The 22,541-nt window shown below is 70.6% G+C and carries 22 protein-coding genes and 1 pseudogene; 17 read left to right on the top strand and 6 right to left on the bottom strand.

Annotation, left to right across the window (positions count from 1 at the left end):
- Positions 1–38: 38 nt before the first annotated feature.
- Positions 39–632 (bottom strand): TetR/AcrR family transcriptional regulator, encoded by a 594-nt coding sequence (locus BN1701_RS05675; protein WP_054046158.1) that lies wholly within the window; start codon positions 630–632, stop codon positions 39–41.
- Between the two features lie 225 nt (positions 633–857).
- Here BN1701_RS05675 and egtA point away from each other — a divergent pair, with 225 nt between their 5' ends.
- The 7 genes and pseudogenes from egtA to BN1701_RS05700 all read left to right on the top strand — a co-directional run bounded on the left by egtA (position 858) and on the right by BN1701_RS05700 (position 7,408).
- On the top strand, positions 858–2,045 hold the full coding sequence (egtA, locus tag BN1701_RS05680; protein ID WP_231949496.1) for an ergothioneine biosynthesis glutamate--cysteine ligase EgtA: 1,188 nt from the start codon (positions 858–860) through the stop codon (positions 2,043–2,045).
- Positions 2,042–3,355 carry an ergothioneine biosynthesis protein EgtB gene (gene egtB, locus BN1701_RS05685; RefSeq protein ID WP_054046162.1) on the top strand — a complete coding sequence of 438 codons (1,314 nt, stop codon included), beginning with the start codon at positions 2,042–2,044 and terminating at the stop codon, positions 3,353–3,355. The genes egtA and egtB overlap by 4 nt, the downstream gene beginning before the upstream one ends.
- A 1-nt stretch (position 3,356) precedes the next feature.
- Positions 3,357–4,076: pseudogene (gene egtC / locus BN1701_RS36335) on the top strand (ergothioneine biosynthesis protein EgtC); the annotation flags it as partial.
- A 36-nt stretch (positions 4,077–4,112) separates the two neighbouring features.
- Positions 4,113–5,084: an L-histidine N(alpha)-methyltransferase gene (egtD, locus tag BN1701_RS36340; RefSeq protein WP_054055649.1), complete on the top strand. Its 972-nt coding sequence runs from the start codon at positions 4,113–4,115 to the stop codon at positions 5,082–5,084.
- Complete coding sequence (locus BN1701_RS38085; protein ID WP_082859667.1) at positions 5,081–5,377, top strand: ATP-binding cassette domain-containing protein; 297 nt, start codon at positions 5,081–5,083, stop codon at positions 5,375–5,377. Before egtD ends, BN1701_RS38085 begins: the two co-directional genes overlap by 4 nt.
- Positions 5,378–5,410: 33 nt before the next feature.
- A complete protein-coding gene (locus BN1701_RS05695) occupies positions 5,411–6,907 on the top strand; it encodes an amidase (RefSeq protein ID WP_082859668.1) in 1,497 nt (498 codons plus the stop codon).
- A gap of 21 nt (positions 6,908–6,928) precedes the next feature.
- Positions 6,929–7,408, top strand: a complete 480-nt coding sequence (locus BN1701_RS05700) for a nitroreductase family deazaflavin-dependent oxidoreductase (RefSeq protein WP_054046164.1) — start codon at positions 6,929–6,931, stop codon at positions 7,406–7,408.
- Here BN1701_RS05700 and BN1701_RS05705 read toward each other — a convergent pair.
- Positions 7,383–8,099, bottom strand: a complete 717-nt coding sequence (locus BN1701_RS05705; protein WP_231949498.1) for a sulfite exporter TauE/SafE family protein — start codon at positions 8,097–8,099, stop codon at positions 7,383–7,385. The two genes, BN1701_RS05700 and BN1701_RS05705, sit on opposite strands and share 26 nt — an antisense overlap.
- A gap of 61 nt (positions 8,100–8,160) precedes the next feature.
- A complete protein-coding gene (locus BN1701_RS05710; protein ID WP_157367779.1) occupies positions 8,161–10,971 on the bottom strand; it encodes an aconitate hydratase in 2,811 nt (936 codons plus the stop codon).
- Between the two features lie 146 nt (positions 10,972–11,117).
- Here BN1701_RS05710 and BN1701_RS05715 point away from each other — a divergent pair, with 146 nt between their 5' ends.
- A complete protein-coding gene (locus BN1701_RS05715) occupies positions 11,118–11,477 on the top strand; it encodes a glyoxalase (protein ID WP_054046168.1) in 360 nt (119 codons plus the stop codon).
- Between the two features lie 107 nt (positions 11,478–11,584).
- On the opposite strand, the gene BN1701_RS05720 is transcribed toward BN1701_RS05715, so the two are convergent.
- Positions 11,585–11,863: a hypothetical protein gene (locus tag BN1701_RS05720; RefSeq protein WP_157367780.1), complete on the bottom strand. Its 279-nt coding sequence runs from the start codon at positions 11,861–11,863 to the stop codon at positions 11,585–11,587.
- A gap of 96 nt (positions 11,864–11,959) precedes the next feature.
- Here BN1701_RS05720 and BN1701_RS05725 point away from each other — a divergent pair, with 96 nt between their 5' ends.
- From BN1701_RS05725 to BN1701_RS05765, 9 genes are all read left to right on the top strand, one after another.
- Positions 11,960–12,940, top strand: coding sequence for a response regulator transcription factor (locus BN1701_RS05725; RefSeq protein WP_054046172.1), 981 nt, complete (start codon positions 11,960–11,962; stop codon positions 12,938–12,940).
- Between the two features lie 104 nt (positions 12,941–13,044).
- Positions 13,045–13,284 carry a hypothetical protein gene (locus tag BN1701_RS05730; protein WP_172803191.1) on the top strand — a complete coding sequence of 80 codons (240 nt, stop codon included), beginning with the start codon at positions 13,045–13,047 and terminating at the stop codon, positions 13,282–13,284.
- 127 nt (positions 13,285–13,411) lie between these two features.
- A complete protein-coding gene (locus BN1701_RS05735; RefSeq protein WP_054046176.1) occupies positions 13,412–13,633 on the top strand; it encodes a hypothetical protein in 222 nt (73 codons plus the stop codon).
- A gap of 53 nt (positions 13,634–13,686) precedes the next feature.
- On the top strand, positions 13,687–13,914 hold the full coding sequence (locus BN1701_RS05740; RefSeq protein ID WP_157367781.1) for a hypothetical protein: 228 nt from the start codon (positions 13,687–13,689) through the stop codon (positions 13,912–13,914).
- A gap of 78 nt (positions 13,915–13,992) precedes the next feature.
- On the top strand, positions 13,993–15,813 hold the full coding sequence (locus BN1701_RS05745; RefSeq protein ID WP_054046180.1) for an alpha/beta fold hydrolase: 1,821 nt from the start codon (positions 13,993–13,995) through the stop codon (positions 15,811–15,813).
- The gene (locus BN1701_RS05750) at positions 15,803–16,348 is read left to right on the top strand and encodes a hypothetical protein (protein ID WP_054046182.1); all 546 of its coding nucleotides are present in this window, start codon (positions 15,803–15,805) and stop codon (positions 16,346–16,348) included. Before BN1701_RS05745 ends, BN1701_RS05750 begins: the two co-directional genes overlap by 11 nt.
- Entirely contained in the window at positions 16,345–17,106 is a 762-nt protein-coding gene (locus BN1701_RS05755; protein ID WP_054046185.1) for a methyltransferase domain-containing protein, read from the top strand. The genes BN1701_RS05750 and BN1701_RS05755 overlap by 4 nt, the downstream gene beginning before the upstream one ends.
- Positions 17,099–18,823, top strand: a complete 1,725-nt coding sequence (locus BN1701_RS05760; RefSeq protein WP_054046187.1) for an ABC transporter ATP-binding protein — start codon at positions 17,099–17,101, stop codon at positions 18,821–18,823. Before BN1701_RS05755 ends, BN1701_RS05760 begins: the two co-directional genes overlap by 8 nt.
- A gap of 13 nt (positions 18,824–18,836) precedes the next feature.
- Positions 18,837–20,276 (top strand): NAD(P)/FAD-dependent oxidoreductase, encoded by a 1,440-nt coding sequence (locus BN1701_RS05765; RefSeq protein WP_054046189.1) that lies wholly within the window; start codon positions 18,837–18,839, stop codon positions 20,274–20,276.
- Between the two features lie 92 nt (positions 20,277–20,368).
- On the opposite strand, the gene BN1701_RS05770 is transcribed toward BN1701_RS05765, so the two are convergent.
- A complete protein-coding gene (locus BN1701_RS05770) occupies positions 20,369–21,862 on the bottom strand; it encodes a hypothetical protein (protein WP_067520550.1) in 1,494 nt (497 codons plus the stop codon).
- Positions 21,859–22,320 carry a hypothetical protein gene (locus BN1701_RS05775; RefSeq protein WP_054046191.1) on the bottom strand — a complete coding sequence of 154 codons (462 nt, stop codon included), beginning with the start codon at positions 22,318–22,320 and terminating at the stop codon, positions 21,859–21,861. The genes BN1701_RS05770 and BN1701_RS05775 overlap by 4 nt, the downstream gene beginning before the upstream one ends.
- Between the last annotated feature and the right edge of the window lie 221 nt (positions 22,321–22,541).

Genomic DNA, 22,541 nt, shown 5'->3' on the forward strand with positions numbered 1-22,541 from the left:
GTCCCCATTCTAGGGAACCCGAGCCGGTTTTCGCGCGCTTATCCGGCGCGTCGGTGTCGGCGGACCGATTCCTCCACCAGGTCCAACACCGGCTCCAGGTCGTCGGCGGGCAGGCCCATGGCCAAATGCGAGACCACGCCCTCCAGCACCAGCTCCAGGAACGCGGTGAGCACCGTCACGTCGATGTCGTCGCGCAGCTTGCCCGCCTCGCGCTGGCGGAGCAGGCGGTTGCGGGTGGCGATGGTGAGCTGCTCGGACCGCTCGGCCCACCGGCCGCGGAACTCCGGGTCGGTGCGCAGCCGCCGGGAGACCTCCAGGCGGGTGCCCAGCCAGTCGGCCGGGGACTCGCCGCCGGTGTCGGTCGGGCCCGCGAGCAGGTCGCGCATGACCTGGACGAGGCCCTGCTGGGCCACGACCTCGGTCATCCGCAGCACGTCGTCCTCGGCCAAGGCCAGGAACAGCGACTCCTTGTCGCGGAAGTGGTGGAAGATCGCACCCCGGGACAACCCGGTAGCCTCTTCCAGACGGCGTACGGTCGCACCCTCGTAGCCGTGGCGCGCGAAACAGGACCGCGCCCCGTCGAGGATCTGGCGGCGGCGCGCGTCGAGATGGTCCTGGCTCACCCTGGGCACCGGACGATGGTGTCAGCCAAGCCGGCCGGAAGCAATCCGTACGTACGTATTGGGTATCACTCCCAAGGTCCATGAACAGACCCTTACGTCGGCAATTCGGCGTCGTGCGACTGTCGGTGGCCGCGTGTAGCTTCGATTTCAAGCCGTTCGGAGGCATGGACGAAGGGGTGATCCCTCCTGACCGCACTGCGCGAACCGGAGACCACGGGGCCCGACGGAAAGCGGTTGCGGGCCCGCGTGGAGGCCGAGGCGTACGTCGCCTCGGTCTGTTTCAAACATGGTCCACCGAACCTGGTGGGCGTCGAGCTGGAATGGACCGTCCACCATCGCGACGATCCCCGGCGGCGACTCGAGCCCGCGGCCTTGGTCGCCGCCCTGGGGCCACACACGCCCCGCACGCTGGATCCCGACAGTCCCCAACTTCCTCTCCCCGCGGGCTCCCCGGTCACCGTTGAACCCGGCGGCCAGGTGGAGATCTCCTCATTACCCGCCCCCCGCTTCGATCACCTGCTTGACGCGGTGATCGCCGACCACCACCACCTCGCCCGGCTGTTAGACGAAGCGGGCCTGGAGTTCGGTGCCAGGGGGACCGATCCGTTCCGGACCCCGCGCCGGGTCCTCGACACCCCCCGCTACGCGGCGATGGAGCGCGCGTTCGAGCCGATCGGGCCCGACGGCATCGCCATGATGTGCGCGACGGCGGGCCTGCAGGTCTGCGTCGACGTCGGCGAACCCGAGGACGTGCCCGCCCGCTGGAACGCGATCACATCGATGGGCCCGGTGCTGCTGGCGCTGTTCGCGAACTCCCCGGAACTGGCGGGCCACCCCACGGGCTGGGCGTCGGCCCGCGCGCGTGCGGTGTTCGGCTGCGACCCGGTCCGCACCACGCCACTGCCGCTCAGCGACGATCCGATCAACACCTGGACCAGACACGTGCTCGACACGCCGCTGCTGTGCGTGCGCGGACCGGGCGAATGCTGGGACGCCCCGCCAGGGGTGACCTTCGCCGACTGGATCGCCGGGGCACTGTCCACACCGCCCACCACCGCCGATCTGGACTATCACATCTCCACGCTGTTCCCGGCGGTCCGACCGCAGGGCTACTTCGAGGTGCGCTACCTCGACGCCCAGGAAGGGTCGGGCTGGGTCACGCCCGCGGCGCTGATCACCGCACTGACCGCCGACCGCGCCACGGTCGACGCCGTGGCCCAGGCGTGCGCGCCGGTCGCCGACCGCTGGGTCGAGGCCGCCATGAACGGCCTGGCCGACCGGCCGATCGCGGCGGCCGCCCGTGGCCTGATCGACCTGGGAAGAGCGGCCGTCGATCGGCTGTGCCTGAGACCGGAGTACCAGCGTCTCATCGCCGCCGATCTGGACCGCCTGCACGACCGCACCACCGGGAGGACGTCGTGACCAGCACCGAAGACCTGCGCGGCAAGGTAGCCGACCAGCTGCGGCGCTCCCGCGAGCGCAGCACCGCGCTCACCGAGGCCGTCGACGAGGGCGACCTGGTGCGCCAGCACTCGAAGCTGATGTCGCCGCTGGTGTGGGACCTGGCGCACATCGGCAACCAGGAGGAACTGTGGCTGGTGCGCGATGTGGGCGGGCGCGAGCCGGTGCGCGCCGACATCGACCACCTCTACGACGCGTTCCAGCACGCCCGCGCGGATCGGCCCGCCCTGCCGCTGCTCTCGCCAGCCGAGACCCGCGGCTATGTGCGGGAGGTGCGCGACAAGGTGCTCGAGGTGCTCGACCGGGTGCCGCTGGAGGGCTCGCCGCTGGTCGACCAGGGGTTCGTCTTCGGCATGATCGTCCAGCACGAGCAGCAGCACGACGAGACGATGCTGGCCACCCACCAGCTGCGGATCGGCGCCCCGGTGCTCACCGCTCCGGACCCGGCGCCCGCCACCCCGCCCGCCCGACGGGAGGTGCTGGTGCCCGGCGGCGAGTTCACCATGGGCACCTCGACCGAGCCGTGGGCACTGGACAACGAGCGTCCCGCGTTCCGCACGCGCGTCGACCCGTTCTTCATCGACACCGTCCCGGTCAGCAACGGCGACTACCTGGCGTTCATCGACGCGGGCGGCTACGACGACGAACGCTGGTGGAGCGAGTCCGGCTGGGCGCACCGGATCAGGGCCAAGCTGGTGGCGCCCCGGTTCTGGGAACGTGACGGCGACGGCTGGGTCCGCACGCGGTTCGGTGTCGTGGAACCGGTTCCGGTGAACGAACCCGTGGTGCACGTGTGCTTCCACGAGGCGGACGCCTACGCGCGGTGGGCGGGCAAGCGGCTGCCGACCGAGCCGGAGTGGGAGAAGGCGGCCCGCTTCGACCCGGCGACCGGACGGTCCCGACGTTATCCGTGGGGCGACGACGATCCGGCCCCGGAACACGCGAACCTCGGTCAGCGGCACCTGCGGCCCGCGCCGGTCGGGTCGTATCCGGCGGGTGAGTCGCCGCTGGGCGTGCGGCAGCTGATCGGCGACGTGTGGGAGTGGGTCGACTCCGACTTCCACGCCTATCCGGGATTCGCCGCGTTCCCATACCAGGAGTACTCCGAGGTGTTCTTCGGCGGCGACTACAAGATGCTGCGCGGCGGCTCGTTCGGCACGGACGCGTCGGCGGTGCGGGGCACGTTCCGCAACTGGGACCACCCGATCCGCAGGCAGATCTTCGCAGGCTTCAGATGCGCGCGAGACCCGCGGCCCGGCGAGGTCGGCTGACATGTGCCGCCATCTGGGTTACCTAGGCCCCGCCGTGCCCTTGTCCACTCTGCTGTTCGACCCGCCCGGTGGGTTGCGCAAGCAGGCGTGGGCGCCGCTGGACATGCGCGGCGGCGGTTCGGTCAACGTCGACGGGTTCGGCGTCGGTTGGTACGTGGACGGTTCCGTGGTCCGCTACCGGCGCGCGGTTCCGATGTGGACGGACGAGTCGTTCGCGGCGGTGGCCGCAGGCGTGTCGAGCACGGCGGTGGTCGCGGCGGTCCGCTCGGCCACCGTCGGCATGCCGGTGTGCGACGCGGCGTGCGCGCCGTTCACCGACGGGCGCTGGCTGTTCAGCCACAACGGCCGGGTCAAGGGCTGGCCGCACAGCGTCGAGGAACTCGCCGGCGAACTGTCCGCAGTGGACTTGATGACGCTCGACGCGCCGACCGACAGCGCCTTCGTCTGGGCACTGCTGCGCCACCGGCTGCGTTCCGGCGCCGACCCCGGTGACGTGCTCGCGGGCCTCGCGGCCGAATTGGGCGACCTCGCGCCCGACTCCCGACTCAACTTCCTGCTCACCGACGGCCACACGCTCTACGCCACCACCTGGTGGCACTCCCTGTCCGTCCTGCACCGCGGTGACTCCGTGGTCCTCGCCTCCGAACCCTGGGACGACTCGCCCGACTGGGCGTCGCTGGGCGACGGACTGCTGGTGACCGCCACGCTCGACCAGGTGCGCGTGCGCGCCCTGGACAATTCGCTTGAGGGGAACGCAGTGAACACGACCGAAGCCGTGGTGGACATCCACCTGCCCGACGACCACGCCGCCCGATCACTGGCCGCCGATGTCCTCTCCGGACTGACCGCCACGCCGAAGTCGTTACCGCCCAAGTGGTTCTACGACACACGCGGCAGTGAGCTGTTCGAACAGATCACCCGACTGCCCGAGTACTACCCGACCCGCGCCGAACGCGAGATCCTGGCCACCCGCGCCCGGGAGATCGCGGAGGTGACGGGCGCGCACACGCTGGTGGAGTTGGGTTCGGGTTCGTCGGAGAAGACCCGGCTGCTGCTGGACTCCCTGCACGAGACCCTGAACCAGATCGTCGTCCTCGACGTGTCCGAGTCCGCCCTGCGCGAAGCGTCGGCGGCGCTGAGCGTCGAGTACCCGAACGCCCAGGTCAACGGTGTGGTCGGGGACTTCACCGAGCACCTGGATCTGCTGCCGGGCGAGCCCGCCCGGCTGGTGGCCTTCCTCGGTGGCACGATCGGCAACCTGCTGCCCGACGAGCGCGCGCGGTTCCTGGCGTCGGTGCGCGGGGTGTTGAAGCCGGGGGAGTGGCTGCTGCTGGGGACCGACCTGGTGAAGGACGAGGCCACGGTCGTCGCCGCCTATGACGATGCGGCAGGCGTCACGGCCGAGTTCAACAAGAACGTGCTGCACGTCCTCAACCGCGAACTAGACGCCGACTTCGACGTCGACGCGTTCACCCACGTCGCGTTGTGGGACGCGGAGAACGAGTGGATCGAGATGCGCCTGCGCTCGACCCGCGGGCAGCGGGTGCGGATCGCGGGCCTGGATCTTGAGGTGTCCTTCGCCGAGGGCGAGGAACTGCGCACCGAGATCTCGGCGAAGTTCCGACGCGCGGGCGTGGCCGAGGAACTTTCCGCCGCCGGGTTCTCGTTGACCAACTGGTGGACCGACACCGAGGGGCGGTTCGCGCTGTCGCTGGCGAAGGCTGAATAACCGGGGGTGGGTGGTCTGGCACGGCTGGACGTCGGGCTGACCAGCGGCTAGGCGACCCTGCTCGACGGGATCAGTCTCGCGGTCGAGCAGGGTCGGCGGTCGCGGTGACGGGGCCGAACGGGTCGGGCAAGACCACCCTCCTGCGGTGCGTCGTCGGCGCGATGACACCGGACGCGGGCGAGGTGCGGACGAGCCTGCCGAGTATGTGGTCCGGTCCGTGCGTTGGCTGCCGCGCGACGAAGGACCGCGCTGGGCGCGGGCTCGGCACACCAGGTCGGTACGAAAGGCCATAGGACCGGCCCCCGCTGCGAGTCCACACTGGCCGGATGGGTGAGTCGCCGGAAGTGGCGGCGGTTGGCACCGAGTCCGGCGATGGTCCGGCGGCGCCGGGGTGCCGTACGGCCAAGTTCGACGCGGTGAGTTTGGCCGAGCTGGTCCATCTGCGGGTGGTGCGGCCGGTCGAGTTGGTTCGTGACGCGATCGAGCGGATTGAGTCGCTTGATCCGATGCTCAACGCGGTGATCGCGACCGGGTATGAGCGGGCGGTCGACACCGCGTGTCGGATGGATCCGGATCGGCCGTTCGCCGGTGTGCCGATTCTGATCAAGGATTTGTTCGCCGAGGTTGATGGGATGCCGTGTTCCGAGGGCTCGGCGTTCTTGCGGGGCCATGTTTCTTCCGGTGATCAGGAGTATGTGCGCAGGTTGCGGGTGGCGGGGTTCGTGGTGATGGGCAAGACCAACGTTCCGGAGTTCGGCATGGTCCCGACCGTGGAACCCCGGCTGTATGGGCCGACGGCGAACCCGTGGGACCTCACCCGTACCCCCGGTGGCTCCAGCGGTGGGTCGGCCGCCGCCGTGGCCGCGGGCATGGTGCCGGTCGCTCACGGCAATGACGTGGGTGGGTCGCTGCGTATCCCCGCGTCGTGTTGCGGGCTGTTCGGGCTCAAGCCCGCCCGCGCGCGCAATCCACTCGGGCCCCGCTACGGCGACGCGTTCCTCGGGTTGCTCACCGACCATGTCCTCACCAGAACCGTGCGCGACAGCGCCGCACTGCTCGACGTCACCGCGGGTCCCGCACCCGGCGACCCGTATCGCGCGTCGCCCCATGACGGCGCGTGGGCCGCTGAGGTGGGTCGGTCGCCGGGCAGGCTGCGGATCGCGGTGACCCGCCGAACCCCCGAAGGCCACCCGGTGCACCCCGACTGCCTCGCCGCCCTCGACGCCGCCGTCGACCTGCTGGAGTCGCTCGGCCACCACGTCTTCGAACGCGACCTGACAGAGCTGACGCCGGATGTCGGCACCGCGATCGGCCGGATGTACGGGGCCTCCCTCGACTGGGCGATCCGCTGCCGGGCGGCCGAGCTTGGCCGCGAGCCCGCCCCCGGCGACCTGGAACCGCTGACCCAGCTCTACTGGGAGCGCGGACGACAGGTGACCGGCGGCGATCTGCTGCTGGCCGCCACGACCATCCAGCGGTTCACCCGCGAGGTCGCCGCCGCGATGGCCGACTTCGACCTGTGGCTGTCGCCGACCCTGGCTCAGCCACCCCCGTTCCTGGGCGCGATGGCAGGCGACGACCCCACCGAGACCGAACGCGTCGCGGCCGGATTCGTGGCGTTCCCCCTGATCACCGCCAACCTGACCGGCCGGGCGGCGATGAGCGTGCCGCTGTTCCGAACCGCGGGCGGCCTCCCCATCGGCGTCCACCTGCTGGGCAGCGGGGAGGCGACCCTGCTGCGGTTGGCCGCCCAACTCGAACAGGCCCGCCCCTGGGCCACCGATTGGCCACCGATGTCGACGCCGGGGCTGACCTTCGCCTGATCTTGTGGGTAGGTTGCGGTCATGAACCCGCTCACCCCGATCGCCCGCGGCCTCGGAAAGCAGCCATGGTTGCCGAGGCTCGCGCCCGCCATCGTTGGCTTCGACCGGTTCCTGGGCAAGGTGACCAAGGGGCGCGTGACCATGCTCGGCATGGCGGGACTGCCGGAACTGGTCCTCACCGTCGCGGGCCGCAAGTCCGGGCAGCCGCGGTCCACACCGCTGCTCTACGTCCCCCACGACGGCGACTACCTGATCGCGGGTTCCAACTGGGGCAAACCGAAGCCGCCGGTCTGGACATTCAACCTGGCCGCCAACCCCGCCGCCTCGGTCAACATCCGCGGACGGCAGCACGCGGTGACGGCCAGGGTCGCCGAAGGCGAGGAGCGGCAGGCGCTCTGGCAGGTCATGACCCGAACGTGGCCCGCCTACGACCTCTACGCCACCCGGACCGACCGGGAGATCAAGATCTTCGTGCTCAGCCCAGCAGGCTCCGCCCGATAAGCAGCAGCGCGCTCGCGCTGGCGACCGCGAGGACGCCGACGCGCAGGCGCGGGCCCTCGACGTGCTTGCGCAGTGGGCCCGAGATCAGCAAGCCCGCGAACAGGAACGGCACCAGGAACGCCGCCGCGGTCAGGTGTCTGACCTCGACGTGACCGGCCGCGGCGAGCGTGATCAGCGACGAGATCGAGGCGAGCAGGAAGAACGCGCTCAGCGTCGAGCGGATCGTGGGGCCGGACTGGTTCTGGTAGACCAGCGCGATGGGCGGGCCGCCGATCGACGCGATCGTGCCGAAGGCGCCCGAGGCGGTGCCCGCCACCACGAGCGCGGGGCGGGTCGGCTGTGGCTTCCAGGTGATCACCGACAGTGCCACGCACACCAGCACGCTCGTGCCGATCACCAGGTTGAACCCGCTCGCGGGCAGCGTCGCCAGTGCCAGCACGCCGAGCAGATTGCCCGGCAGCCTGCCCAGCATCGCCCACCCGACGCCGGACCACTCGATGTGACCGCGTTCGCGGGTCATCATCATGGCGGCCAAGGCGGTGCCCGCGAACAGGACCGGGACGGGGACGAGCATCGGGTCGAGCAGAGCCAGGATCGGCCCGGCGATCAGGTTCAGACCGAAGCCGATGGTGCCCTGGACTGCGGCCCCGACCATCATGATCAGGCCCGCGATCACCAGTGCGGTAGTCAATGTTTCCCCCAGACGCGAAGCGGGGGCCGCCCGACGGACGGCCCCCGCTCGGTGAGCTGTGCTAGCTCGTGACCATCTTGCGCAACACGTACTGCATGATGCCGCCGTTGCGGTAGTAGTCGGCCTCACCGGGGGTGTCGATGCGCAGGACCGCGTCGAACTCCACAGTGGACCCGTCCGCCTTGGTGGCGACGACCTTGAGCGTGCGCGGGGTGGTGCCCTCGTTCAGCCCGGTGACGCCCGAGATGGCGAAGGTCTCCGTGCCGTCCAGGCCAAGCGACGCCGCGGTCTGGCCTTCCGGGAACTGCATCGGAAGCACGCCCATGCCGATCAGGTTCGACCGGTGGATGCGCTCGAACGACTCCGCGATGACCGCGCGCACACCCAGCAGCGAGGTGCCCTTGGCCGCCCAGTCGCGCGACGAGCCCGAGCCGTACTCCTTGCCCGCCAGCACGACCAGACCGATCCCCGCCGCCGCGTAGTTCTGCGCCGCGTCGTAGATGAAGGCCTGCTCGCCATCCTTGGTGAAGTCGCGGGTGTAGCCACCCTGGACGTCGTCGAGCAGCAGGTTGCGCAGCCGGATGTTGGCGAAGGTGCCGCGGATCATGACCTCGTGGTTGCCGCGCCGCGAGCCGTAGGAGTTGAAGTCCTTGCGCTCGACGCCGTGCTCGGTGAGGTACTTGCCCGCCGGGGTGTCCTGCTTGATGGCGCCCGCGGGGGAGATGTGGTCGGTGGTGACCGAGTCGCCCAGCAGCGCGAGCACGCGGGCGCCCGCGATGTCGGTGACAGGGGTGGTCTCCATCGTCATGCCGTCGAAGTACGGGGGCTTGCGGACGTAGGTCGACTCCGCGTCCCACTCGAAGGTCTTGCCGGTCGGCGTCGGCAGCGACTGCCAGCGCTGGTCGCCCGCGAAGACGTCCTTGTAGCTGTCGGCGAAGCTCTCCGCCGACAGCGCCGCGGTGATGGTGTCGGAGATCTCCTGCGGCGTCGGCCAGATGTCGGCCAGGAACACCGGCTCGCCGTCGGAGCCCGTGCCCAGCGGCTCGGTGGTGATGTCGATGTCCATCGACCCGGCCAGCGCGTAGGCCACCACCAGCGGCGGGGAGGCCAGGTAGTTCATCTTGATGTCCGGGTTGATCCGGCCCTCGAAGTTGCGGTTGCCGGACAGCACCGACACCACCGCGAGGTCGGCTTCCTGAACACCGGCCGAGATCTCGTCCTGCAGCGGACCGGAGTTGCCGATGCACGTGGTGCAGCCGTACCCGACGAGGTTGAAGCCCAGCTTGTCCAGGTACGGGGTCAGGCCCGCGCGGTCGTAGTAGTCCATGACGACCTTGGAACCCGGCGCCAGCGTGGTCTTGACCCACGGCTTGCGGGCCAAGCCGCGCTCGACGGCCTTCTTCGCCAGCAGTGCAGCGCCGATCATGACCGACGGGTTGGACGTGTTGGTGCACGAGGTGATCGCGGCGATCGCGACGGCACCGTGGTCGAGTTCGAAGGTGTTGCCGTCCAAGGTGACCGTGGTCGGCTTCGACACCCGGCCCTCGGCGCCCGCGGCCGCCGAGTGGTAGTCGAACGGCTTGCCGTCGCCGTTGCCACCCGAGCCGTGCGCGGGGGCGTCACTGGCGGGGAACGACTCGTCCGAAGACTCGTCCACAGCGGACAGCGGCGCGCTCTCCTCGTGGGCGATGTAGGCACCGAGCGCGGCGCGGAAAGCCGACTTCGCGTCGGTCAGCTCGATGCGGTCCTGCGGCCGCTTCGGGCCCGCGATGGACGGGACGACCGTGGCCAGGTCCAGCTCCAGCGTCTCGGAGAAGACCGGCTCGAAGGACGGGTCGTGCCAGAGGCCCTGCTGCTTGGCGTAAGCCTCGACGAGCGCGACCTGCTCTTCGCTACGGCCGGTGAAGCGCAGGTAGTCGATGGTCTCCTGGTCGACCGGGAAGATCGCCGCGGTGGAGCCGAACTCGGGGCTCATGTTGCCGATGGTGGCGCGGTTGGCCAGCGGGACGGCGGTGACGCCCGAGCCGTAGAACTCGACGAACTTGCCGACGACGCCCTGCTTGCGCAGCATCTCGGTGATCGTCAGCACCAGGTCGGTGGCGGTGGCGCCCGCGGGCAGCTCGCCGTGCAGCTTGAAGCCGACCACGCGCGGGATCAGCATCGAGACCGGCTGGCCGAGCATGGCGGCCTCGGCCTCGATGCCGCCGACGCCCCAGCCCAGCACGCCAAGGCCGTTGACCATGGTGGTGTGCGAGTCGGTGCCGACCACGGTGTCCGGGTAGGCGATGCCGTCGCGGACCATGACCACGCGGGCCAGGTGCTCGATGTTGACCTGGTGGACGATGCCGGTGCCCGGGGGGACGACCTTGAACTCGTCGAAGGCGGTCTGGCCCCAGCGCAGGAACTGGTAGCGCTCCTTGTTGCGCTCGTACTCCAGGTCCACGTTGGTCTCGAAGGCGTCCGGGCGGCCGAAGATGTCGGCGATGACCGAGTGGTCGATGACCAGCTCGGCCGGGGCCAGCGGGTTGACCTTCGACGGGTCGCCGCCCAGCGCGGTGACGGCCTCACGCATGGTGGCCAGGTCGACCACACACGGCACGCCGGTGAAGTCCTGCATGACCACGCGGCCGGGGGTGAACTGGATCTCCGTCGACGGCTCGGCCGCCGGGTCCCAGCCCGCCAGGGCGCGCACGTGGTCGGCGGTGATGTTCGCGCCGTCCTCGGTGCGGAGCAGGTTCTCCAGCAGGATCTTCAAGCTGTAGGGCAGGCGCTCGGCACCCTCCACGGCGTCGAGCCGGAACACCTCGTACGAGGCATCGCCGACGGTCAGCGTGGCACGGGCGCCGAAGCTGTCCTTGCTAGCAGTAGTCACGTCCAACTCCAGTGGCGGCGCAAGTCAGTCAGGTTCGGGCCCTGAGTCTCGCGCACCCGCTCGGAGCGCGCATCGACAGGCCCACGCGACAAACAGTACGCTTGTCCTGCTAGCCGGTTCAAGTGGGCACGCCAGGGAGGTCGAATGTGATCCATCACGTCCAGATCGCGTGTCCGGAGGGCGCGGAGGACCGGATGCGCGCGTTCTACACCGGCGTGCTCGGGTGGCATGAGCTGCCCAAACCGCCCCTGCTGGCCGCCAGAGGCGGCTGCTGGTTCGCCGTGCCCGGCGGCGGGGAACTGCATGTCGGCGTCGAGTCCGACTTCCGCGCCGCGCGCAAGGCTCATCCCGCGTTCGTCGTGGACATCGACGCCGTCGGTTCGGCGCTGATCCAGGCGGGGTCGCCCGTGCGGTGGGCCGATCCGGCGGAGATCCCCGGCCGCGGGCGGTTCCACACCGACGACCCGGTGGGCAACCGACTGGAATTCCTCGAGGCCGAGCGCTGACACGGCCGAACGGATGTGTGTTCGCTCGATTCCGGACGGTGCTGTTTGGGCCGGGCGGGCTAAGGGTGATGGGGCGGACCGGCCTGAGGGTCGGTAGTCGGATCCGACTATTTATCCGGGATCGCCGACGAATCCGCTGGTTGTCGCCCATGCTGTCGGCGTGTCAGCTCCCAGGCGGCGAAGCGGTGGTCGGTCAGCAGCGCGGTCAGCCGGGCCACCAACTCGGCAGGCGACAGTTCGGTCGATTCGATCACCAGTTCGGCGGTGTCCTCGCAGACGACGACGGTGGCCGACGGACCAAGTTCCGCGGCCAGCCGGGCGCCGATCATGATCGGCGCGCTACCGCCGGGCGCGGTTCGCCGCAGCGCCGCCCGAGAACCAGTCACGCCCTCCACTTTCGACCATGCGGGGCTGCCGCTCCATGGCCCGCGATGGCCTGTTGCTGACACGGGATGTCATCGGGCGGACACGAGAGGTGACCTATGACACTGCGCGATCTGGGGTTCGACGAGCGGACCGAGCAGGTGTACCGGGTGCTGCTGGACGAGCCCGCCTGCGGACTGGCCGACCTGGCCGCGCGGTTCGGCATCGACGTCGAGGTGGTGGACAAGGCGATCTCGGCGCTGGTCGCGCTCGGCGTCGCGCGGCGCGACGGTGCCGGGCCGGTCGCGCTGCTCAGTCCGGGTGCCGCGCTCGGCGAACTGATCGAGCGGATCGAGGACGCGTTGCTGCGCGAGCACCGCAGGGTCGGCGCGACCCGCGCGGAGGTGGCCGAACTCGCGGCCCGCCACGAACGGCGCGCTGGCCCCTCGGCCGACAACGGAATCGAGCGGATCGAAGACCTCGGCGCGGTCCGCGCGGCGTTGGAGGACCTGTCGTTCTTCACCAGGATCAGCGTGTTCGCCGTCCAGCCGGGGGGACCGCAGTCCGCTGAGGCCCTGGCCGCGAGCAAGCCGCTGGACCTGCGCGGCCTGCGCCGTGGGCTGGACATGCGGGTGATCTACGACGCCGCCGTCCTCTCCGACGAGGTCAACCGCGCCTACCTGCGGGAACTGGGTGAGGCGGGTGCGCAGTACCGGGTCAGCGACGTCGCCCTTGAGCGGATGATCGTCATGGACGGCAAGGTCGCGGTGGTGCCGATCGACCCGGCCGACAGCGGCAAAGGCGCGCTGATCGTGCGCCAGCCCGGCCTGATCACCGGATTCCTCCGCCTCTTCCAGCGCATCTGGGACGACGCGCGGGAACTGCCCTGGGTCGAGCGCACGACCGAGCCGGACCTCACCGACGAGGACCGGCAGGTCCTCGCGCACATGGCCTCCGGCGGCACCGACGACGGCGCGGCCAGGATGCTCGGGGTGTCCGTGCGGCACCTGCGTCGGCGCATCGCCCGGCTGATGGACCGGCTCGACGCGGGCAGCCGGTTCGAGGCCGGGGCCGAGGCCGCGCGCCGCGGCTGGATCTGAGTCCCTTTGCTGACAAGGACCGGTCCGCTTGTTGACGTCCTGAACCCGGATCTCGACGCGCTCGGTCGCGCAGACTTCGGGTAGACGACCGGAAAGGGCCAACTATGAATGCAGGGACCATGCGCCGGATGACCTTCGGCCTCGCCGCCGCCGCGCTGGCGACGTTGGTCGGCGCGGGTATCGCCTCGGCCGACGAGCCCGCGGACCCCACCACGCCGGACGGTGGCGGAACGACCGGCGCGTTCATGTGGGGCGGATGCGTGTGCCAGGGGCCGGTGCCCGTGCCCGATCCGGTCCTCCCGTCCGTCGTGGCGACCGTGCCCGACTTCCTCGTCTGGCACTGACCGACCCAGTCGCATCCTCTCCCCGGCTCGCGCGGCCATCGTGCCGCGTGGGCGGCTGGCGGACGCCCGCCGCCGAGCGCGTCCCCGTTCCAAGGTGACGCACCGGAACCACGAAAGGAGGTGACACATGAGCACGCTCGTTCGCCACGCCAACGAGATCTCGCCTGATCTGTTCGGCGACCTCGACGCGCAGACCGGCGCGCGGTCCCTGTCGGGCATGACCCCGGTCATGGCCACGCCGACCGCCGTCGCGCTGGGCATCGCCATCTCGGCGGTCGCGTTCCACGCCGGATACATGTATGGCATCGCCCGCAACATGGCCGAAGGCTCGGTCGTGTTGCCGCAGTAGGCGATTCCTTCGCTTTCCGAATCAATGAGACGAATTCCGAGAGGGGGTGAAGTGTGTCCTCTGTGCTTGAGAAGGTCAACGCGTCGGCGGTGTTCGCCGACATTCCGCTGCGCGCCGACGTCCCGATGACAGTCGGTGCGGCGTCGCCGGTCCTGGCGACGCCCGCGACCATCGTCGGCATCGCCGCGGGCGTCGCCGTCGTGGCGGGCGTGGCAGGCGCGTTCTACGCCGGGTACCAGATCGGCCGCGCGATCGGCCACCAGAACCCGTTGCCGCAGTAACGGGCCGGGCCGGTGCGTCCGCGGCGCACCGGCCCACTCGACTCTTCCACTCCCGCTGACCTGAGGAGCTGATTCGTCGTGCGAGGACTGTCGAAATACCTGCGGCCGGGACTGCGCGCGGCGATGCCGCGGGCGGCGGTGCTGACCGCGACCGAGCGACTCGGCTCGATCACCCACCTGGTGTCGAGCCTGGAATACCTGGCCAGAGCCAAGGACCGCGACTGGGGCGGACCCAACAACTGGGACGTGACCCGCACGGGGTTCGTGACCCGCTCACCCCGGCTGACCAAGGTGCTCGACCTGGTCGCGCGCCGCGACGTGACGCGGGCGCTGCACGTGGCCAGGGTCGCCGCGGCTGCGGCGCTGTGGCTGCCGTTGCCCAAAGGCGCCAAGGTGGCCGCGAACGGGGTGCTCGCCGGGTCGCAACTGGCCCTGTACGCTCGCCACCTCTACGGCACCGACGGCGCCGACCAGGTGTCGTTCCTGGTGCAGTCGCTGGCGACCGTGGCCAGGATCGGCGACCGCAGGCCCGCCGTCGTCGACTCCTGCCTGTGGTTCATCGCGCTGCAGTCGGTGCTGTCCTACACCGTCTCCGGCTGGGCGAAGCTGCCGAGCCAGACCTGGCGCACCGGCCGCGCGCTGCCCGGCATCACCCGCACCCTGACCTACGGCGAGCCGAACGTCTGGCGTCTGTTCGAGCGCCATCCCAAGGCGACGCGCCTGCTCGCGCACGGCGTGCTGGCCATGGAATGCGGATTCCCGCTGGTCTTCGCCGCGCGCGGTCGCGTCGCGCCGCTGGTGCTCGGTTCGGCGGGCGCCTTCCACCTGGCCAACGCCTGGGTCATGGGACTCGGCCGGTTCTTCTGGTCGTTCACCTCCACCTATCCCGCCGTGCTCTACGCCTCCGGTCCGCGCGCCGACGCGCGAGGACAGCGGCGGGACGACACCCTGCCCGCCCTGTGCGCGGCGCTGATCGGCGCCTTCCTCACCACCGCCCAGGTGGTGCGCGCCCGCCGCGCGGCCATGGTCGTCGCGGGCCGCGGCGATGAGCGCACGCTCGACGCGAGTTCGGGGAACGTGCTGTCCTACCGGCGGATCGGCGACGGCGACGGCCCGGTGGTGGTGTTGGAGAACGGCCTGTGCGCCACGGCCGAACACTGGGAGTGGATCACCACCCGGCTCGCCGAGCGGTTCACCACCGTCACCTATCACCGCGCGGGCTATGGACCCAGCCGGGCCAAGGCCGACTTCACCACCGACACCGCGGTCGCGGACCTGGTCGACCTGGCCAAGGCCGTCGCCGACGGCAGGCCGGTCGTCCTCATCGGACACTCACTCGGCGGCTACCTCGCCATGCGCGCGGCGCACACCCTGGGCGCCACGGTGATCGGCGTCGGGCTGGTCGACTCCAGCCACCCCGCCGAACTGCGCCGGTCCGCCAGGCAGGCACAGGGCGCAGACGGGCTCACCAACGCGCTCTCGCTGATGCCCGCGTCGATGAAGGCGGGGCTCGGCATCCTGTTGCAGCCGCCCAAGTGGGTGGACACGCTGCCCGCGCACGTGCGGGAGCTGTCCCTGGCCCAGTACCGCGACCACCGCCTGTGGAGCGGCGCGGCGCGGGAATGGAAGGTGATCAAGGGCGAGTTCGAGAACTTCGACGGCGAACTTCCCGAGGTCGGCGCGCCGATGCTGGTGATCACCGCGGGCCACACCGCCGCCACCGACCCGGTGCAGATCGAGCTGCACGACGAGATGGCCGCCGCGGCGCCCAGAGCCGAGCGGCACACCATCGAGGGCTTCGACCACGACCAGATGCTCAGCGACGAGACCGGCGCGGGCACCGTGGCGGGGCTGATCGAGCGGTTCATCGACGGCCTGGAGGGCGACGATGCGTCCTGATGGCAAGGGATTGGCGGGCACCGCGCTGACCGGCGCGCTGGCGGCGTGGTTCGGCGTGACGGTGCTCAGCCAGCACCCGCACCAGATTTTCGACCGCTTCCGCCGCTACGACCTGACCGGCCTGGTGATCGCGAACTGGCGGTTCTTCGCCCCAGAGCCCGCCCAGCACGACTTCCATGTGCTGCACCGGGTGCTCACCGCCGACGGCGACCAGACCTCGTGGTCGGAAACGACCCGGATCCCGCGCAGGCGGCTGGTGCAGGCCCTGTGGTTCCCCGACCGCAGGCAGGACAAGGCGATGTTCGACGTGTGCAACGAGCTGATCATCTACTTGGCGCGCAAGGACTTCGACATCACCACGACCGCCGCGTACCAGGTGCTGCGCGACTCGGTCGAACTCGCGGTGCGCGGCGAGCATCCCGTCACCCCCAAGGGGTTCCAGTTCGTGATCGCCAGGGCCACCGGCTACGACGACACACCTGAACCGGAGTACCTGCTCGTGTCCCAGTTCGTCTCGCTTGAGGAGGAAGCATGACCGCGGTGCCCGACATCGGCTACGGCAGGCAGTTCGCCGGGTTCTACGACCGGCTGTTCCCGGCCGACGCCGGTGTCGACCAGGCGGTGGCCTTCCTGGCCGCCCTGCACCCCGGCGACGGCTCGCCGACGCTGGAGTTCGGCGTCGGCACCGGTCGCGTCGCGGTACCGCTGTCCGAGCGGGTCGGCGAGGTGGTGGGGGTGGATTCCTCGCCCGAGATGCTCGACGTGTTGCGCGCCGCGGTCGGCGACCGGCCGGTCGCGGCGGTCCACGCCGACATCCGCGACTACACCGACGGGCGGAGCTACGGGCTGGTCTACTGCGTGTGCGGGACCCTGTCGATGCTGCTGGACCCCGAGGAACAGCGCCGCGCCGTGAAGGCCGCCGCGCGGCGCCTGGCCCCAGGCGGGCGGCTGGTGATCGAGACACACAACCCGGCGATCGCCGAGGCGCTCAACCAGGGCAAGCCGCGCGACTCGTTCTTCGTGCCGTACCCGGCACCGGACACGGGCCTGCTGTCCTACTCCACCGTCGACCTGGACAACCGGCTCTGGCACCTGGCGCACATCTTCTTCGACGACGGCCGCGCCCGCGTGGCCGCCGAGCTGAGCAGGCTGACCACCGCGGAGGAGACCGACCACTACGCGCGGTCGGCGGGCCTGGAACTCGTCGACAGGCACGCCGACTTCTGGGGCAACCCCTTCACCGGCGCCGAGCCGATGACCGTGTCGGTGTACCGGGCGGCCAGCGATGTCTGAGCCGCCGTCGACGTTCCGGTTCTTCGCCGACCACCTGCGCCCGCACCGCGTCCCGCTGATCATCGGCACGGTGCTGCTGGTGGGATCCAGTGCCCTCGGTCTGCTGCAGCCGCTCGCCGCCAAGCTCGTGATCGAGGCGCTTGCGGCACAGGCCGGGATGACCGGCGCGCTGGTCAAGCTGACCGTGCTGGTCCTGGTCGCCGCGCTGATGCTGGGTGTGGGCAACTACCTGCTGATGCGGTCGGCGGAGAACGTCACGCTGTCCGGTCGCCGTTCGCTGGTGCGCCATGTCCTGCGGCTGTCGGTGCCGGGGATGCGCACCCAGCAGCCCGGCGATCTGCTGGCCAGGGTCACCTCGGACACCGCCGTCCTGCGCCAGGTCGCCGCCCAGGTCGCCGTGCAGGTGCTCACCGGGGCCGTGCTGCTGGTGGGCGCCCTGGTGTTCATGGGTGTGGTGGACCTGATCCTGCTGGTCACCACGGCGGCCGTGGTGGCGGTGCTCGGCGGGATCGTGTGGCTGATCATGCCGCGCATCCGCGAGGCCGCGCTGCGCGCTCAGGCGTCGGTCGGCGAGATCGGCGCCGCACTCGAACGCGGCCTCGGCGCGTTCACCACGGTCAAGGCGTCCGGCGCGGAGCGGGCCGAGGAGGAGCGGGTCGACCGGGCCTCCCGCTCGGCCTACGAACAGGGTGTCGCGCTGGCCAAGTGGGGATCCGTGGCGGGCACGACCACCGGGCTGGCCATCCAGGTGGCGTTCCTGGTCGTGCTCGGCGTGGGCGGCGCCAGGGTCGCTGCGGGCTCGATGACCGTCGCCGACCTGGTGGCCTTCCTTCTGTATGTCGCCTACTTGACCGCGCCGCTGTCGCAGCTGGTCAACGCGAGCGCCTACATCCAGGCGGGCCGCGCCGCGGTCACCCGGATCGGCGAGGTGACCCAGCTCCCCATCGAGGACATCGAGGACAGTGGACGCGCGGGCGGCCGGACACCGGCCGCGCTGACGTTCGAGAAGGTCACCTTCGCCTATCCCGGCCGGGCGGACACGGCACTGAACGGGTTCAGCCTCGATGTGCCCAAGGCGTCGCTGACCGCACTGGTCGGCCCGTCCGGGTCCGGGAAGACCACGGTGCTCAACCTGGTGGAGCGCTTCTACGAGCCCACCGCGGGGACCATCAGGCTCGACGGCCGCGACTTGCGCGACTGGGACCTCGCCGAGCTGCGGGCGCAGATCGGCTACGTGGAGCAGGACGCCGCCGTCCTGGCCGGAACCTTGCGGGAGAACCTGACCTACGCCGCGCCGGAGGCCACCGAGGAAGCCCTTCGGGACGTCCTGCGGATCACCCGTCTGGAACCCCTGTTGCGCAGGCTCGGCGACGATCTCGACGCGCCGATCGCCCATCGTGGCGTGTCGTTGTCCGGCGGGGAACGGCAGCGGGTGGCCATCGCCCGCGCGCTGCTGCGCGAGCCGCGGCTGCTGATGCTCGACGAGGCGACGTCCCAGCTCGACGCGGTCAACGAGGCGGCGCTGCGAGAGGTGGTGCGCGACATCGCGGCCACCACCACGGTCGTCGTCGTGGCCCACCGGCTCTCCACCGTGCTGGCCGCCGAGCAGATCGTGGTGCTCGCCGACGGCGCGGCCACCGGGGTGGGATCGCACGGGGAACTGCTGCGGTCGGACCCGCTCTACGCGAAGCTGGCGGCCGAGCAGGCGCTGGTCTGAGGAATCGAGGGACATGGACGCCGTCGTCGTCGGTGCCGGGCCGAACGGACTGGCCGCCGCGCTGGTGCTGGCCAAGGCCGGGCTGGCCGTCGAGGTGCACGAGGCGGCCGACACCGTCGGCGGCGGCGCCCGGACCGCGGAGCTGACCCTGCCCGGATTCAGACACGACGTGTGTTCGTTCGCTCATCCCATGGGGCTGGCGTCGCCGTTCTTCCGGGCGTTCGACCTCGCCGCGCGCGGGGTCGAGCTGCTGGTGCCCGAGGTGTCCTACGCGCACCCGCTCGACGGCGGTCGGGCGGGCGTGGCGTGGCGCGACCTCGACCGCACCGCGGACGGCCTCGGCCGCGACGGCCGGGCGTGGCGGTCGCTGCTGGGGCCGCTCGTGCGCGACTGGCCGGGCCTGGTCGATGTAGGCATGTCCGACCTGCGTGGTGTGCCGCCCGGCCTGGTGACGGCGGCCCGGTTCGGTCTGCGGATGGCCGAACAGGGCTCGGCCCTGTGGGGCGCGCGCTTCCGCGGCGACGTCGCACCCGCGCTGCTCACCGGGGTCAGCGCCCACGCCATCGCGCCGCCGCGCGCTCTCGCTCCCGCGGGCGCGGGCCTGATGCTCGCCACCCTCGGCCACGCCGTCGGCTGGCCGATCCCGCGCGGCGGCAGTCAGTCCATTGTGGACGCGCTGGCGGCCGAGCTGCGCGCGTGCGGCGGCAAGATCGTCACCGGGAGCCGGATCGAGAGTCTCGACCAGGTGCGGGCCCACGCGGTGGTGCTCGACGTGGCACCGGCCGCGCTGGCCAGGATGGCGCCGCTGCCCGCGCGGTACCTGAGGTGGCTTACCGCGTTCCGCTACGGCGGGGGAGCGTGCAAGGTCGACTACGCCCTGTCCGGCCCGGTTCCGTGGGCGGCGCCGGATCTCGCCCGCGCGGGCACCCTGCACCTGGTCGGCGACCGCGCCGAGGCCGTCGCGGCCGAGCGTGCCGTCGCGGCGGGCACCCACCCGGACCGGCCATACGTCCTCGTCGGCCAGCCCGGCGTCGTCGATCCAGGCCGCGCGCCCGAGGGCAAGCACACCCTGTGGTCCTACGCCCACGTCCCCAACGGGTCCACGCGCGATCTCGGGGAGGCGGTCACGGCCCAGATCGAGCGGTTCGCCCCTGGCTTCCGCGACCTGGTCCTGGCCCGGAACGTGATCACCGCGGCCGACGCGGGCACGCACAACCCGAACTATGTCGGCGGCGACATCGCCGCGGGCGCGGTGACCCTGCGGCAGACCGTGTTCCGGCCGGTCCCGCGCTGGGATCCGTACCGCACCCCGATCCCCGGCGTGTACCTGTGCTCGTCGTCGACCGCGCCGGGGCCGGGCGTGCACGGCATGTGCGGCGTTCACGCGGCCCGCCGAGTGCTGCGGCAGCGGTTCGGCATCCGCGCCGACCCGCTGGCATTGATCCGAGGCTGAAACGCAGGAACCCCCGCCGGGTGGCAGGGGTTCCACGCGCGACTCGCCTTACCTGGCCGGGGGCGATTCTTGTCCGGTCAAGTAAGCCGCCGTTACTCGGCCAGCTTGAACAGGGCCTTGATGTCCTCGGGCTCCAGGCTCTTGAGCGCGGTGACCTGGATGTCGGTGATCGAGCGGATCGGGCTGACGTACCACTTGCCGTCGACCTTGGTGGTCACCACGCCGGTGTTGGCGATCATGCCCTTGACCAGGTTGGTGAGTGCCTTCTTGGCGTCGGGGTCCATGCGCTTGCCGCCGATCTGGGTGGCGGCGTCGTCGGCGCAGAACTGCTCCTTCTCGCCATCGACCTCGGCGGCGTAGCACTCGCCGTCCTTGGTGACGCGGACCTTCTCGCCGTCCTTCTCCGCCTCGAACTCCTTGAGCAGGACCTTGGTGGCGCCCTCGACGTCGACCGTCTCGGTCTCCAACTTGGTGATCTTGACCCCGGACGGCTCGGCCTCGCCCTTCGCCATGTCGACGATCATCGGGCCGAGGTCGTGAATGACGGCCATCTCGTCGGGCGGCAGCAGTTCGATGACCCGGGCGATGTCGGCGTCGAGCGCGGCGTCGGCCAGCCCGCGCACGGCGGCTTCGGGGGAGTCGGCGCCCTTGGCCGGGATCGAGGTCTTGGGCCACTTCTTCTTGCTGTCCTGCAGGCCGTAGTCGGCGATCGTGTAGAAGAGGCTCGGGTACCACTCGCCGTCGACGTTCACCGTGGCGATCCGGATGGGCTCACCGTCGTTGTCCTTGACCACATCGGCGATGTCGATGGTCTCGGTCTCCGGCTTGGCGTTCATCCCGCGCGGGAAGGCCAGCTCGATGAACTCCTCGGTGAAGGGGAGCTTGCTCGCGTCGGAGCTGATGGTGACCTTGCCCTCGATCAGCTTGGTGATGGTTAGGTGGTCGTTGACCTTCTCCGCGCCCGCCTCATCGAACTTCAGGCCCTCGGTCTTGAGTTCGAAGCCCTGGATCTTGTTCGGGTCGACGTCCTTCTTGTAGACATCCAGGCGCTGCAGCTCCTTGGTGGTCTCCGAGTTCAGCGTCGTCATCAGGTCGCGCTCGGCGGGCGCCAGGCCCGTGAGCAGGCCCGCGACGTCACCCTGGCCGATGGCGTTGACCAGGCTGGTCGCCGCCGCGGTCGGGCTCTCGGCGCCTGAGGGTGTGCTGCCCCGGTTGAGCGCCCACCACGTCACGCCGCCGCCCGCCGCGACCGCGACGACCGCGGCCACGATGCCGATGACCAGGCCCTTGCGCTTCTTCGGCTGCTCGGGCGGCACGGGGTAGCCGTAGGGCTGCTGGCCGTATGCCTGCTGCTGGCCGTACCCGCCGTAGGCCTGGGTCGGCTGCGGGCCCGTCTGCGGGTACCCCTGCGTCGGCTGCGGGCCGGTCTGCGGGTAGCCCTGGGTCTGCGGGTAGCCGCCCTGCTGCGGGTAGCCCGGCTGCTGGTATCCCCCCTGCTGATACCCACCCGGCTGCTGCGGGTGCTGGCCACCCTGCTGATACGGGTCGTTCGGCGGCCATTGTCCGCCCGAGCCTGGATAGGTCACGGTTCCCCTCCTGCGATCCTGCGTGCGCTCCTGCGCCGGCCTACGAAGATGCCCACGGCTCCGACGAGAGCCACCAACGAGCCGATCAAGGTGACCGTCGGTCCGGTGCCTGCGATGCCGAGCGAGGTTTCCCCGCCACCGCTTTCGACGGTCGCGCCACCCGAAATGGTTCCGGTGAATATCGCCAGGAAAGCGCAGATCGTTGCGGCCGTCCGGGACAACCCGAGCGTGTACGCGACAACGCTCAGCGTGACCACCGGGATGATCGCGAACCAGGCGTAGAGCAGCAGCTCCAGGGTATCCCCGCGAAGGAACCCGAGAGACTTGATCACGCCGATTATCTGGAAGCTGTCCCGCAGCACCGTGCCCGACCGGAACCACGGCAGAAACATGCCCGCCACGACGGCGGCGAGGCCGACGCCCGCGACCGCCGCCGCGGTCCTGGTTCCCTTGGTCACCGCACCATCGTCCCAGTCCTGGGCACGCGCAGTCACAGCGCCCCGCCGGTCGTGTCACCCATTGTGTGCAAGGTCTGGCCGTTCGATTGATGTCAGTGTTACTGGGCGTGTCCCTGACGGGAAAGTTGCCGAAGGTAAGTATGTTCCGCGTGTTGCGACTGGTGCCAGTGGTGTCCAACTGGCACAGTCCTCGTGTATTCAGTCCGTTTTCCGCCGGTTCG

It is taken from the genome of Alloactinosynnema sp. L-07 (genome assembly GCF_900070365.1).
Taxonomy (GTDB): Bacteria; Actinomycetota; Actinomycetes; order Mycobacteriales; family Pseudonocardiaceae; genus Actinokineospora.